This window comes from Winogradskyella sp. ABM4_392 (genome assembly GCF_056160445.1).
This window is the reverse complement of the sequence record NZ_JBSWXE010000001.1, coordinates 266,350-280,931: the sequence shown is the minus strand read 5'-3', so window position 1 is coordinate 280,931 and position 14,582 is coordinate 266,350. Positions and strand designations below refer to the sequence as shown.

Genomic DNA, 14,582 nt, shown 5'->3' with positions numbered 1-14,582 from the left:
CTAATAAAAAAATAAGATAGACCTTGAAACGAGTTCAGGGTGACAAAATAAATCTATGGAATACTACAATTACATAAAATCACTACATCTCATTTTTGTTATCACTTGGTTTGCAGGTTTGTTTTACATTCCGAGATTGTTTGTATATCAAATAGAAGCGTTTCATAAACCATCACCAGAAAAGGAAATTCTAGGAAAGCAGCTAAAGCTTATGGCGAAGCGCTTGTGGTTTATTATTACTTGGCCATCAGCAATTCTTGCAACGTTATTTGCGATTTGGCTAATGATTTTAATGCCTAGTTGGTTTCAGCAAGGATGGATGCATGTAAAATTAGCCTTTGTAGTTTTACTATTTATTTACCACTTCAAAACTCATATTTACTATAAGCAACTTCAAAATGATGAAGTAAAAGTAACTTCAAATTTTATGAGAATATGGAATGAAGGAGCAACCTTTATTCTTTTTGCAGTAGTCTTTTTGGTCATTTTAAAAAGTACCATTAATTGGATTTTTGGTGTTGTTGGTATCGTAGTTCTTGGGATACTTATAATGTTAGGATTTAAACTTTATAAACGCATACGCGAAAAAAACCCAGATGCCTAATTGGCTTGATTATTGCTATATTTAGTCCATTAATAAGCTGATGAAGATTAAAAAACTCTCTTTACGATCTCGAATATTTATTGCTATGATACTCTTGGTGTTATTAGCATCTGTATTGATTGCTGCGGTAACAATATATCAGTATAACGAAGAAGCTAGAGATTATCACAGAGAACGCTTAGAACGAAAAGAAAAGGCAATTAGGAAAAGTATCGAGTTCACCATACAAGAAACGACTTATCCTGTTACAACAGAGAATATTCCGTTAATATTTAAAGACGCAATTTTTGATATTGACGCTATACACAACCTTCAGATTAATTTATATGATTTAGAAGGCGAACTGCTAAAAAGTTCTAAACGTACAATACAGAGAGACACTACAGAACAGTGCTTAGATGCAGAAATCCTAAACGCCTTATCCAATACTGCAGAGCATCGTTATGTTATTAAACAAGAGGAAAATGGTGAGGTTTTTCAATCATCATATTCTTATATAACCGATAAGAAATTTAAAAACCTAGCTATACTCAATTTACCTTATTTAGAAAATGACGACTTTTTAAATAAGGAGTTGAATGAGTTTTTAATGCGTTTAGGTTATGCGTATTTGGCCATGATACTAGCGGCAATTGTGTTTGCGTATTTTATTTCAAAATATATTACAAAATCACTAAAGACTATTAGTGATAAAATGAATGAAACCAGACTTGAAAAGCGCAATAAAAAAATACAGGTAGAATCTACTAGCGAAGAGATAGAAACGCTCGTAAACTCATACAATAGTATGATTGACGAGCTTGAAGCTAGTGCTGTGAAATTGGCCACAAGTGAGCGCGAACAAGCTTGGAGAGAAATGGCAAAGCAAGTAGCACACGAGATTAAAAACCCTTTAACTCCAATGCGATTGAGTGTGCAAAGCTTTCAGCGCAAGTTTGATCCTAATGATGAGAATATTCATCAAAAAGTAGATGAGTATAGTAATACACTTATTCAGCAGATTGACACTATGAGTTCTATTGCTTCGGCATTTTCAAACTTTGCTAAGATGCCTGCTCAAAAATCAGAAAATCTTAATGTAGTACATATCGTTAAGTTGGCATTAGATATTTTTAATGAAGATTACATTTCTTTTGAAGCTGATGCGGAAGAAATTATAGCCAAATTCGACCGAACACAACTTATTAGGGTAGTTACCAATTTGGTAAAAAATTCTATACAAGCTATTCCAGAAGATACAGAAAACCCAACTATAAAAGTCAAAGTTTTTTCTGTTGAAGGTAATGTTAACATCACTGTTGAAGATAATGGAACAGGAATTACAGAAGAGACGAAATCAAAAATATTTGAGCCTAAATTCACCACAAAATCAAGTGGAATGGGCTTAGGGTTGGCAATGGTGAAAAATATTGTGGAAACCTTTAAAGGAAGTATTACCTTTACATCTCAAGAAGGAGAAGGTACATTGTTTACTGTGTCTTTTCCTAAAGAGTAAATTTTTCATTCCGAATTTGTTTAACGATTCATAGATTAAATCAATAAAACATTATGTCTTTTAACAACATACTATCCGATTACCAAAATGGTATAACCACCATTACCATCAACAGGCCCAAAAAACTAAATGCTTTAAATAAAGAAACCATCCAAGAGCTACACGAGGCTTTTGATGAAGCTAATAAAGATGCAGACACAAAAGTAATTATTATTACTGGTAGTGGTGAAAAAGCATTTGTTGCAGGTGCAGACATTAGTGAGTTTGCAGATTTCAATGTTACAGAGGGTGGAAGATTAGCGGCACAAGGACAAAAACTTCTATTCGATTTTGTTGAAAATTTAGGCACTCCAGTAATTGCAGCCGTTAATGGTTTTGCTTTAGGTGGTGGATTAGAATTAGCAATGGCTTGCCATTTTAGAGTTGCTAGTACCAATGCCAGAATGGGTTTACCAGAAACATCTTTGGGAGTAATTCCTGGATATGGAGGTACCCAAAGATTACCACAATTAGTAGGTAAGGGTAGAGCTATGGAAATGATAATGACAGCTGGGATGATAGATGCTAATCATGCTTTGAGTTTTGGTTTGGTAAACCATGTTGTTGAACAAGAAGGGTTATTAGAGTTTTGTGAAAGTATAGCTAGTAAAATAATGCGCAATTCTTCCGTTGCCATATCTGAAGCCATTAAAGCTGTAAATGCCAATTATAAAGATGGAATTAATGGATATGAAGTAGAAATTAAAGCCTTTGGAGATTGTTTTGGTACTGACGATTTTACCGAAGGTACAACAGCATTTTTAGAAAAACGTAAGGCTGATTTTCCAGGGAAATAAATAGTTGCAACTTTTTTAGGTATAACATCTTTAGATGTTAATAAATTAAACATATGTTTGTTGTTTTGATTTAGTTTTGTTTGTATTTTTACAAATAAAATTTAAATATGTTTAATAAAGAAGTCGTTAAAGGTCGTGGAGCTCAAAAAAATGTTCACAATCGTTTTTTTGAGTTGTCTCATGAAATGCGTGATGATTTCTTAGAGTTTTGTCATAAAGAAGGTGAAATAGCAGATAAAAACAAGACGCAGTATCTCAATGTCTTTCCTAAGACCATAGTTAACAAGGTTACAAGTCCAGATGTTGGTATGGCTTATTCAATGAATATGTACCAAGGTTGTGAACATGGTTGCATCTATTGTTATGCCCGTAATAGTCATGAATTTTGGGGTTTTAGTGCAGGTTTAGATTTTGAACGACGAATCCTGGTTAAAAAGGATGCGCCAAAACTCTTAGAGAGTCTCTTAAAAAAGAAAAGTTGGAGAGCACATACTATTGTAATGTCTGGGAATACTGATTGTTACCAACCAGCAGAACAAAAGTTTCAGTTAACAAAACAATGCCTAGAGGTCTTTTTAAAGTATAAACATCCTGTAGCAATAATCACAAAAAATGCGCTTATACTAAGAGATATAGAACTTTTAAAAGCACTTGCTAAAAATAATTTAATTGCTGTAAATATATCAATAACATCATTATCAGAGAAAACGAGACGTATTTTAGAACCACGTACCGCAACTATAAAAAGGCGATTACAAACAGTAAAAGAACTTAGCGATAACGGAATTCCTGTAAATGTGATGTTAGCTCCAATAATCCCTTCAATAAACAGTCACGAAATTCTTCCAATGGCAAAGGCAGTATCAGAAGCTGGCGCACTGAGTATTGCGCATACTATTGTGCGATTAAACGGAGCGATTGGTGAGATTTTTACAGATTGGATTAGAAAAACACTACCAGATAGAGCAGATAAGGTTTTGCATCAAATTCAAAATTGTCATGGAGGAACTCTTAACGAAAGCAGATATGGAGTGAGAATGCGAGGTGAAGGACAAATAGCAAAACAAATTAATGATCTTATTGCTTTAGCAAGGTTAAGATATTTTAAAGATAAATCTATGCCTAAGCTAAATACTAATTTACATGAGCAATATAAAGATGGTCAAATGAAACTATTCTAAAAAAAACAAAAGTGGGCTTTATGCCCACTTCCGAAGTAAAAAAATAACTAATATATAAACAATCAAAATTTATATCCTAAAATTCTTAGTGTACACTCTGCCATTAGATTTAATGACAGCAGTATAATCACCTGAGATGGTGCTGTCTAATTTATAAACTCTGTTTAAGACGTCTTTTCCCTCAACATTTTCTGTATGAATTAACTCATCTTCAAAGTAAAGTTCTACGTCCATTTCATTAGTGTCTAAACCAATTTTTGAAACGATAAGTAAACCCTCTTCAGATCTTATAACTGGTTTATAAATTTTTGTCTGGGTGTCATTTAAGATTTTAACACTCTTGTTAGTTACTTGTAAATCAACAACTTCAATTTCAAAATCTTTACTGATTTCTACAGTATATATTCCATTGCTTAGTTGGCTAAAATCAAAAAGCCTAACTAGATTTCCGTTATGCTTAATACGACCACTAAAAATAACTTCACCCGAATCATTAGTTACAGAAAGATTATGCCCTTCATTTACAAATTTAAATGTTGGTAAATCCTTTAAGGTCTCGCTTGCATAGCTTGTGTATGTTCCCAACATCACTGCTACTACCAAAATACTTTTAATTAATGTTTTCATCTTTTTCCTTTTTTAAGGTTAAACTGAATTAACACTACAAATGTATTATGATAGGAGGTAGCTGAAAACAACAATTTTGGCATATTTATATGTAAAATTAACCCAAAATAAAATTTTAAGTAGGTATATGGTTAAAATAGTATATAATAGTGGTAATTTTATATATGTTTGATTTTTTTAATACAGTAACTTTGTACTAAAATATTAGCAGTGAGTACAAGAAAACCTATACTAGAAAAAATTAGTCCAGAGTTTGGAAGCTCTATGAAAGTTATTAAGCATGGAGCATATGTAGGTGAAAAGAAACCATTTTGGCATTTTCATCCAGAAATAGAATTGGTTTACGTCAATAAAGGAAAGGGAAAGCGACATATAGGTAATCATTTGTCGTATTTTAATAATAGCCAGCTTTTACTTATTGGATCTAATTTACCGCATAATGGTTTTACAGACAGACTTACTGTTTATGGTACGGAAACCATTGTTCAGTTTAAGCCAGAGTTTTTAGGAGAGCACTTCTTCAATATTCCAGAAATGGAAAAAATCAATAATTTATTTGAGCGCGCCAAGAGTGGAATTCTTTTTGGTATTCCTACTAAACAAAAGCTTGGTAAAAAAATTGAAAAGCTGTCTGAAAAGGAAGGTTTTAAAAAAATTCTTATTCTACTTGAGGTTTTACATAGTCTAGCCAAGGCAGAGGACTATACTATATTGAATGCAGACGGTTATAGGTTTGAAACAGAACCACAAGACAGCGCAAAAATAGATACGATTTTTAAGCACATAAACGAAAATTTTAAAGAACACATAAGTCTAGATGAAATAGCAGATAAGGTGAGTATGACGGTTCCTGCTTTTTGTAGATATTTCAAAAAAGTAACAGGAAAAACATTTACCAAACTTGTAAATGAATATAGAGTTGTACATGCTACCAAATTACTTACAGAAAGCCAAATGAGTATAACAGATATTAGTTTTGAGTGTGGTTTTAATAACTTCTCACATTTCAATAAATTGTTTAAAGAATTTACAGGGAAAAGTGCCTCAAAGTATAGGAGTGAGGTAAAGTTAATTGTTCAGTAAAAGAGTTTTATTGTTCTCCGTTCCACTCAGCATAAAACTGCTTTAGATAGTCTTCCATAAACTTATGTCTGTCTGAAGCAATTCGCTTTCCGGTTTTGGTATTCATTTGGTCTTTAAGCAACAATAATTTTTCGTAGAAGTGATTTATAGTTGGTGCTTCTGCTGCTTTGTATTCGGCTTTAGTCATATTAAGATTTGGTGAAATATCAGGATTATACAGAGCTCTGTTTTTAAATCCACCATAATTAAAACAGCGAGCAATACCAATAGCGCCAATAGCGTCTAATCTATCAGCATCTTGTACAACTTCCATTTCTCTGGAGTTAAAGGAGACATCCAAATCAAAAGAATTTTTAAAAGACATGTTCTCAATAATTTGGGTCACATGCTCAATAACTGCACTATCTACATTATGCTTTAATAGAAATTCACTAGCTTTTCTTGGGCCTATTGTTTCATCTCCATCATAAAATTTTGGGTCTGCAATATCATGGAGTAAAGCAGCTAGTTCAACTATCAAAAGATCTACATCTTCTTTTTTTGAAATGAGTTTGGTATTATTGTAAACACGAAGTGTGTGAAACCAATCGTGACCGCCTTCAGCATGTTCAAGTTCCTTTTTTACAAAGTCTTTTGTAGCTTCTATTAAGCTTTGTTTTTCCATCTATTTAGATTTAAAAATCAACTGTTATAATATGCCCTTTGATTGCCAAATGCCTATAAGGGCTTCTATGACTCAATACTACTTTTAATTTGAGCTTCAACAATATTAATTAGTTCAAGCTTATCTTCATACTTATTAGCTTGTATTGGTTGATGTACCAAAAAAGAAATACGAGCACCTAAACCCATAGGAAACTTACCATATCTAAGTGTTTTCCATGAGTTATTAATGGTAATTGGAACAATTAATGCATTTGGCGCATATTTTATCATAGTAAGTAAACCTTTGGTTTTAAAAGGTTTTGGCTTTCCGTCTCTACTTCTTGTGCCTTCAGGAAAAATAACTGCAGCCCATTTGTTCTTTTCTATGCGTTTTGCAAAATTTTCTATTGCTTTTATGGAGCCTAAGGCATCTTTTCTGTCTATAAGTACAGAACCTCCATGACGTAAATTATAGGACACGCTAGGGATGCCTTTGCCTAATTCTTTTTTGCTTATAAACTTTACGTGATGTTTTCGCAAATACCAAATTAATGGAGGTATGTCGTACATACTTTGGTGGTTAGAAACGATAATTAATGGGACACCTTTTTCAATTTTGTAAGGATTGGTAAAAGAAAAGGTTGTGCCTAATACATTTAGGCTACGCATAATAAAAAACTGAAGCCAATCTACACTGATTTTATGAGCTTTGTATCCAAACACATTTTTACAAAACCATTGTATAGGATGAAATATTACTAAGGTTAATCCAAAGCAAATGAAGTATAAAATCGTAATAGGATAAGCCAAAATTTTTTGCATACCACAAAAGTAAATCAATGCCTATTAAGCACAAAAAAAACCACGAAACTATTCGTGGTTATTGTTTTAAAGTGTTTTGTTTTCTAACAATGCTCATTGTAAGCATCCATAAGGTTTTCTGCTATTAATTCCGCAGGACGACCTTCTATGTGGTGACGCTCTAACATGTGTACCAATTCACCATCTTTAAATAGTGCCATACTTGGCGAACTTGGTGGAAAAGGTATCATATATTCTCTGGCCTTATCAGTAGCTTCTCTGTCTACACCTGCAAATACAGTAACTAAATTGTCTGGGCGTTTTGCATTTTCCAAGCTCATACGAGCACCAGGTCTTGCATTTGCTGCTGCACATCCACAAACCGAATTTACAACGACTAATGTTGTACCTTCTTTAGCTAAAGCTTTATCTACAGCTTCAGTTGTATGTAATTCTTCAAAACCAACATTGGTTAAATCTTCGCGCATTGGTTTTACTAATTCTGCTGGATACATATTTTATTCTTTTTAATTATCAAATTTAAAGTGCAAAGATACCAAATGTGTAACAATTAATATCAGTAATACACTAACTAATAGTATATTTACTCGGTATAATAAAATGGTTATATTTTTGACCTCGTGAATCTGCTTATAAATTTTTTAAAAAAGTATAAAAAAAGTGTTAGCAGATTTACACATTCATAAAATCTATAGTTATAAATGAGTTTTGCAAAATGGATTGGAGGCGCTATTGGTTGGTCTTTTGGAGGCCCAATAGGTGCTATAATAGGAGTGGCTTTAGGGAGTTTTATAGATAATTTATCTGATAATGGAACCCCTTTATTAGGAGAACGTCAAACAGGTAGAAACCGTAATCGTGATCCATATCGTCAGCGACCAAAACAAACACGTAGAGATCAAAAACCACAAACACAATCTGGAGATTTTGAGGTTAGTTTGTTAATTTTAGCATCAATTATCATCAAAGCTGATGGTAAACAAGACCAAAGAGAACTAGATTTTGTGCGTCAGCAATTTAGAAACATGTATGGCAAAGAACGCGCTAATCATGCGTTTGAGTTGTTTAAGCGTATTTCCAAGCAAAATATATCTATGCGTCAAGTATGCTTACAGATTAAGCAAATGATGGATCATGCTTCGCGCTTACAATTACTTCACTTTTTATTTGGTATTGCAAAGTCAGATGGTCATGTAGCTGAGGTAGAGATTAAACAAATCTACACCATGTCTGGCTATTTAGGTATTAGCAGAAAAGATTTTGAAAGCATCAAAGCGATGTTTTATGATGAAACTAACAACGCTTACAAAATTCTAGAAGTAGATAAAAATGCCTCTGATGACGCTATTAAAAAAGCTTATCGTAAAATGGCAAAGAAATATCATCCAGATCGTGTTGGGCACTTAGGAAAAGAGCATCAAGAAGGTGCAGAAGAAAAATTTAGACAGGTTCAAAAGGCTTACGAACATATTCAGAAAGAGAGAGGGTTTAAATAGATTAGTAAACAGTATAAAGTGTTCGGTAGGCAGAAAAAACAAAAATAACTAGGTGACCTTTTAAGCAAAACGCCATTAATAAATAAACCACTCTTATGAGCGACGACAAAATAATGGCATTGTTTAAAAATGGTAAACGCGAAAAAGCGTTTAGGGAGTTGTACAAACTCTATCCACGTATCGAAAAACTCATTCTGTCCAACAATGGGACAAAAGCAGACGCTAATGATGTTTTTCAGGAAGCGTTAATCATTCTTAATAGAAATCTGGAAAAGTCAGATTTTAAACTCACATCTTCATTTTACACTTATCTCTACTCAGTATCTCGATTTGTTTGGAAAGACACTCAAAGAAAATTTACCAAACAAGAACTACACAATTTACAAAGTGACGACGTTTCAATATTTGATGCTGTTTTAGAAGAGCAAAAATATAAGTCGGCAGAAAAAGCGTTTCGCGAATTAGGAGAACGATGTCAACAGTTACTACAATGGTTTTATGTAAAGAAAATGACCTTTAAGGTTATTGCAGAGCAAATGCGATTTAAAAGCGAAAAAGTCGCAAAAAACCAAAAATACAAATGTTTGCAAAAGGCAAAAGACATCTACAGAACTCAATCAAAAACTGTTCAATCTTAATTCGGAAATACTATGGAAAAAGATATATATTTAATCAACACGTATTTAAATAATAGCCTTTCTGAAACTGAAAGATTGGCTTTTGAAAACAGACTTAAAACAGATGCAACATTCTATGAGTTTTTTGAGGAACACCAAACAATTATAAAAGGGATTGAGCGTGTAGAATTACTTGAAGAAATAAAAAGTTCGAAGAATAACTACCTCATAAGTAAATGGCTAAAATATATTGGTGGATTTGCTCTATTGATTATAATTTCAATACTAGGATACAGTTTATTTTTTAATTCCCAAAGCAGAGAACAACAAAGTAATAACAACACCTCTTTAGAAGTTGTTAAGGATTCAGTTTTAAATAAAACTTTAGAAGATTCTATCCCAAAATATATTGCAGTTAAATATTATAAAAAGCAGATTGTTCTTGAAGAAAGAACCAAAGCTTTTGGAGGAGTTGAAATTGTAAAAGATACCATTATAAAAGAAGTAATTGGTAGTTATACGATAGAAGAATTCAAATTAGCATTTCCAGAAAATGATGATTTTAAAAAGGAAAACGACACCATTGTTATCAATCCAAATCTTTTAATAGAGATAGAAAAAGTACAGCAAAATGTTCAGAAAGAAAGTAAGACTGATAAAGCTGTCAAACCAGTTTCCAAAAACACGGAATCTTTTTTCAATTCAACTAAAAAGGAAGCAGAAATAGTATCTTTTAATTCTGGTGAAGATTATAAAGTCACCTTAAAAGAAGGCACCGAAATTTCAATACCTGCCAATGCTTTTATCAATTCTAAAACTCAAAAAGAGGTGACAGGAAATGTTAGCTTAGAAGTTACGGAGTATTATAAACTCTCAGATGTACTCTTAGCAGATTTAAGTACAAAATCTCATGACCAAATTCTCGAAACAGGAGGCATGTTGTACATAGAAGCCAAGAAGAACAATTCTAATTTAAAATTAAAACCAGGTAAAGAATTAGAAATTGTGTTTAATAACAATGGTAAAAAGAATATGCAACTTTTTAATGGATTGAAAACTGATGGAGTGATGAATTGGATTTTGCCAGAATCTACAGAGATTATCACAGGTCAATTTAAAAGTACATCACAAGAAGTTAGTTTGTCTAGTGAATACTATGAGAATACTGACAGCTATTCAAGCTTTGAGCTTTTAGATGTAGTGCCTCGACATCCTAATTGCGAGCCAGGAGATAATGAACAATTAAAGCAATGTTTTAATGAAGAAATAACAAAGTTTGTAGCTAGAAAATTTAATTACGAAATAGGCGAGAGGCTAAACCTAACAACTAAAGAAAACATATACGTATCTTTTGAAATTGATAGAAGAGGAAACATAGGTAAAATAGAAGCCAGATCTAAGTATGATGCGCTTGCTGCAGAAGCAATAAGAGTTTTAGAATTGTTTCCAAAAGTAGTTCCTGGCAAAAAAAATAGTAGGTATGTTACTGTTAAATACCGTTTTCCTATAGCCTATAGAATATTAGGTGATGAAAATTCAATTAGTACTGCCAGAAATTCTGGAATAACTTTTCAAAGAGACTCTGCATTAATCATAGGAAATAGAAAAAAAGTTCAAAAAGAAATTGAGGCAAAACCCATTTCAGAAATTAGTAAATCTGACATTGAGCGTTATACGCTTTCAACAACACAGCTAGGCTGGATTAATTGCGACCGTTTTATAAATAGCAGAAAAAGTAAGATTAAATATAACATTAACATTAGTAATGCTGAAGATGCCAATGTAAAGTTGATTTTTAAGTCGATAAGCTCAATTCTGCCAAGTAGAGCATCAAACGGATTTTATGATTTCGGTTTAGTACCTGTTAACGAAGAGGTTATTCTACTAGGTATAAAGAAAAAGGGTGATAAAATATTTTTAGGTCTTAAAGAGTTCAAAACACAAGCAACTTCAGAAGAACAAAATATTGATTTTAAAGAGGTGTCGTTAAGCGAACTGAAAAAGGAGCTCATAAAACTTAACTCTAATTTTTAAATAAGGATGTCATGAAAGTATTGTTTATAGGTTGTAAGAATACAACTCTAAATAGATAAAATCCTTAACCCAATAAAAAATGTTCTAGGTATACCAGGTCCGTAAACGTAGTTGCTGTCTCTGTTTTTACCAGTGTCAAAGTCATTTTGATAGGCGTTAAATATATTTTTAATGCCACCAAAAAATTCTAATGAAGTGTCGAGATTTTTGAGATAAAATTTATAACTATTTCTCCAGCTAAACTCGTGGAAAGAAGGTGTGGTTTTGTATTCATTAATCAGCTGTTCTGGCGCACCTGCAAAATGAGCAATTAGCATATTTCCTGTATAGACGTAATTTAGGTTGCTATTAAATCTATCATTAGGCATAAAGCTTAAGGTTGCGAATCCATAATGATTAGGTGTTCTTAAGAATTCTCGCCTAGGGTTTAGACCTTCAATAGTTTCTACAGCAGTATTAAATTCACTTTTTTGAATGGTAAAACCAGCTTCTAATTGCATTTTTTTGTTATAGTTTGCTCTTGCTTCGAGTGTGATACCTTGCACAAAAGCAGCATCACCATTTTGCTTTTCAAAAAGCTGTCCAAACTCATCTTCACCAATTGGGTTGAGGTAAAAAGCATCATCGAGTTTAGTGTAAAACCCTTCGAGTGTAAAACCAGCAATAAACTTTTCACTTGATTTATCGTAATTAATTGAGGCACTGAAACTATTAGAACGTTCTTGCTTTAAGTCATCATCTAAAGAGATTCTAGAGACACCTCCACCTGCAAAAGCAATATGCAAATCGGTATCAAAAGCTTGTGGTGCCCTAAAACCTGTACTCCAAGTAGCTCTTAATTGTAAGTTAGACTCAGACTTGTACAGAAGAGAAAACCTAGGGCTAAAGATTAAATTATCTACCAAATTATTGCTGTCTACTCTAAAACCAGAAAGTAGATTTAGCTTTGGTGTAATTTCCCAATCACTTTGAAAAAATGTACCAAGATTTTTTGTGGTTTGGTCAATTTTGTAATTGTATGAGTCTATCACATCTAATACATCGTCAACTAAATATTCTGTACCAACAGTAAACACATTGGTGCCATTCAAAAAGTCTTTCAACCTATGGTTTAATTGAATCCCACCTTGCAAAGTCACAGTTTTTGAAGTTCCGTATGGTGGATTAGAAATATGTGTATCTATTTCGGTTTCATCATCCGGAAAAATACCTGTATAATGGTCTCTGTCTGTTTGCTGAGCACCAAAATAAGATATAAAAGAACTATTGTCATTGTTGAAATTTAGTTGATAGTCTACACTACCCATAAGAACATCGTGAGTTCTTCCTTCTGCTTGTTGGGTTAAATATGCTGGTTGGTCTACCATTTCGCCACCATAACGATACTCATTGAGTTTGCTAAAGCTGGCTTCAAGCTTTTGATTTTCTGAAGGTAAGAAGAAGAAATTAGCACCTAGAGACGTGTTCCTTAATGTGGTTAATTCCGAAAAATTATCATCATTATGGTCGTAGAAATCGCGATTACGATTGTTTATAAACAATGAAACACCAGCATTTTCAGATTTTGAAACTACGGTTGCATTACCGGATACAATGTGGTCATCCGTTTTTCCGTTAATGTTCTGATAGGTATAGCTTACATCAAAATTATTGGTTTTAGGGACTTTGGTAATCACATTAACCACGCCACCAATAGCACTAGAACCATAAAGCGAAGAGCCTCCACCACGAATGGTTTCTATACGCTCTATCATGTTTACAGGAATTTGCTCTAATCCATAAAGACCAGTTAATGGGCTAAAAATAGGTCTGCCATTAATCAAAATTTGAGAATAGCCACCACCAAGTCCGTTTATTCTTAACTGTGTATAATTACAGGTTTGGCAATCGGTTTCTACTCGTAATCCAGGCTGAAATTTTAAGCCTTCAGAAAGATTACACGCCTGCAATGTGTTTAAATTTTCACTGTTAAGAATATTTACAATGACAGCCGAATTTGTTTTTCGTTTAAAGGTTCGGGTACCTGTAATAACAACTTCATCTAAAGATTCAGTTTCAAGGTCAAAATTAAATGTTGAATTTTCTTCAATTTTAATGGTCTTACGTTGGGTAATATAACCAGTCATTGAAACCACAATTGTATAACTGTCTGATGGAATATTCTTAATTTCATAATATCCGTTAGCATCTGTACTAGTACCATAAGACGTAGTTTCTAAATAAACATTTGCATAGGTAATAGGCTCGTTATCAGATGTTACTTTTCCTGTTATCTTAAATGTAGTTTGACCATTTACGAGTTGAAAAACAATAAGAAAAACAATTAGTATTCGATACACCATAACAAAATTTGAAACAAAGGTAAAATAAAATTTAGACAAGACTAAAAAAATATTTACTTAAATAAAATTATGAGTATATTTGTATAAAGTTTTAAAGCTTATGATTACATTATCAGAAGAGAATTATCTCAAAACAATATTTCATCTAGAAAGTAGAGAAGGAAACGCAGTAAGCACCAATGCTATTGCTGAAAAGATTGAGACAAAAGCTTCTTCAGTAACAGATATGCTTAAGAAATTAGCTGAAAAAAACCTCATTACTTATATAAAATATAAAGGGGTTAATCTTACCAAAGAAGGAAAATTAACTGCAGCAGATATTATCCGTAAGCATAGACTTTGGGAAGTTTTTTTGGTAGATAAATTGAATTTTTCTTGGGATGAAGTTCATGATGTGGCAGAGCAATTAGAGCACATTAAGTCACAAAAACTGATTAATGAGTTAGATGCTTTTTTAAAATTTCCTAGCCACGATCCTCACGGAGATCCTATTCCAGATAAGAATGGACAAATACAACGTACAGCGAAGATTGTTTTGTCTATTGCGCAAATAGACAAAACCTATACTTGTGTTGGAGTGCTAGACTCTTCAAGTGAATTTTTAAAGTATCTTGATAAGCATAAAATAGGTATTGGCACTGAGATAGAAGTTAAGGATAAAGAAGAATTCGATCAGTCTATGACTTTAAAAATTAATAAGAAAGAAATGGTAATGTCTAAGTCCATTACAAACAATATTTATGTAAAAGCACATTAGACAAATAATAGTAACTACTAATTAAACCAATTAATCAAACAAC

Annotated in this window: 14 protein-coding genes; 9 read left to right on the top strand and 5 right to left on the bottom strand. The window is 32.7% G+C overall.

Features of this window, described 5'->3' with window-relative positions; all coding sequences use genetic code 11:
• Window positions 1–55: 55 nt before the first annotated feature.
• From ACXAFS_RS01130 to ACXAFS_RS01115, 4 genes are all read left to right on the top strand, one after another.
• Window positions 56–604, top strand: coding sequence for a CopD family protein (locus tag ACXAFS_RS01130; protein ID WP_475304739.1), 549 nt, complete (start codon window positions 56–58; stop codon window positions 602–604).
• A gap of 40 nt (window positions 605–644) precedes the next feature.
• Window positions 645–2,099: a sensor histidine kinase gene (locus tag ACXAFS_RS01125; RefSeq protein ID WP_475304738.1), complete on the top strand. Its 1,455-nt coding sequence runs from the start codon at window positions 645–647 to the stop codon at window positions 2,097–2,099.
• 53 nt (window positions 2,100–2,152) lie between these two features.
• The gene (locus ACXAFS_RS01120; protein WP_475304736.1) at window positions 2,153–2,935 is read left to right on the top strand and encodes an enoyl-CoA hydratase/isomerase family protein; all 783 of its coding nucleotides are present in this window, start codon (window positions 2,153–2,155) and stop codon (window positions 2,933–2,935) included.
• A 107-nt stretch (window positions 2,936–3,042) separates the two neighbouring features.
• Complete coding sequence (locus ACXAFS_RS01115; protein WP_475304735.1) at window positions 3,043–4,116, top strand: PA0069 family radical SAM protein; 1,074 nt, start codon at window positions 3,043–3,045, stop codon at window positions 4,114–4,116.
• Window positions 4,117–4,185: 69 nt separating this feature from the next.
• Here ACXAFS_RS01115 and ACXAFS_RS01110 read toward each other — a convergent pair whose 3' ends face one another.
• Window positions 4,186–4,743: a hypothetical protein gene (locus ACXAFS_RS01110; RefSeq protein ID WP_475304734.1), complete on the bottom strand. Its 558-nt coding sequence runs from the start codon at window positions 4,741–4,743 to the stop codon at window positions 4,186–4,188.
• A gap of 210 nt (window positions 4,744–4,953) precedes the next feature.
• Between ACXAFS_RS01110 and ACXAFS_RS01105 the strand changes: the two genes are divergently transcribed.
• Window positions 4,954–5,826, top strand: a complete 873-nt coding sequence (locus tag ACXAFS_RS01105) for an AraC family transcriptional regulator (protein WP_475304733.1) — start codon at window positions 4,954–4,956, stop codon at window positions 5,824–5,826.
• 7 nt (window positions 5,827–5,833) lie between these two features.
• Here the strand turns inward: ACXAFS_RS01105 and ACXAFS_RS01100 are convergent, their stop codons facing one another.
• The 3 genes from ACXAFS_RS01100 to ACXAFS_RS01090 form a co-directional block, all read right to left on the bottom strand.
• Complete coding sequence (locus ACXAFS_RS01100; RefSeq protein ID WP_475304731.1) at window positions 5,834–6,490, bottom strand: HD domain-containing protein; 657 nt, start codon at window positions 6,488–6,490, stop codon at window positions 5,834–5,836.
• 65 nt (window positions 6,491–6,555) lie between these two features.
• Window positions 6,556–7,293: a lysophospholipid acyltransferase family protein gene (locus ACXAFS_RS01095; protein ID WP_475304729.1), complete on the bottom strand. Its 738-nt coding sequence runs from the start codon at window positions 7,291–7,293 to the stop codon at window positions 6,556–6,558.
• Window positions 7,294–7,376: 83 nt separating this feature from the next.
• Complete coding sequence (locus tag ACXAFS_RS01090; RefSeq protein ID WP_475304728.1) at window positions 7,377–7,787, bottom strand: BrxA/BrxB family bacilliredoxin; 411 nt, start codon at window positions 7,785–7,787, stop codon at window positions 7,377–7,379.
• 207 nt (window positions 7,788–7,994) lie between these two features.
• Here ACXAFS_RS01090 and ACXAFS_RS01085 point away from each other — a divergent pair, with 207 nt between their 5' ends.
• The 3 genes from ACXAFS_RS01085 (at window position 7,995) to ACXAFS_RS01075 (ending at window position 11,440) form a co-directional block, all read left to right on the top strand.
• The gene (locus tag ACXAFS_RS01085; protein WP_475304727.1) at window positions 7,995–8,789 is read left to right on the top strand and encodes a TerB family tellurite resistance protein; all 795 of its coding nucleotides are present in this window, start codon (window positions 7,995–7,997) and stop codon (window positions 8,787–8,789) included.
• A 95-nt stretch (window positions 8,790–8,884) separates the two neighbouring features.
• Window positions 8,885–9,427 (top strand): RNA polymerase sigma factor, encoded by a 543-nt coding sequence (locus ACXAFS_RS01080; protein WP_475304725.1) that lies wholly within the window; start codon window positions 8,885–8,887, stop codon window positions 9,425–9,427.
• 12 nt (window positions 9,428–9,439) lie between these two features.
• A complete protein-coding gene (locus ACXAFS_RS01075) occupies window positions 9,440–11,440 on the top strand; it encodes an energy transducer TonB (RefSeq protein WP_475304724.1) in 2,001 nt (666 codons plus the stop codon).
• A 47-nt stretch (window positions 11,441–11,487) separates the two neighbouring features.
• On the opposite strand, the gene ACXAFS_RS01070 is transcribed toward ACXAFS_RS01075, so the two are convergent.
• Window positions 11,488–13,782 carry a TonB-dependent receptor gene (locus ACXAFS_RS01070; protein ID WP_475304723.1) on the bottom strand — a complete coding sequence of 765 codons (2,295 nt, stop codon included), beginning with the start codon at window positions 13,780–13,782 and terminating at the stop codon, window positions 11,488–11,490.
• A gap of 100 nt (window positions 13,783–13,882) precedes the next feature.
• On the opposite strand from ACXAFS_RS01070, the gene ACXAFS_RS01065 reads away from it, so the two are divergent.
• Complete coding sequence (locus ACXAFS_RS01065) at window positions 13,883–14,539, top strand: metal-dependent transcriptional regulator (RefSeq protein ID WP_475304722.1); 657 nt, start codon at window positions 13,883–13,885, stop codon at window positions 14,537–14,539.
• Window positions 14,540–14,582: the final 43 nt, after the last annotated feature.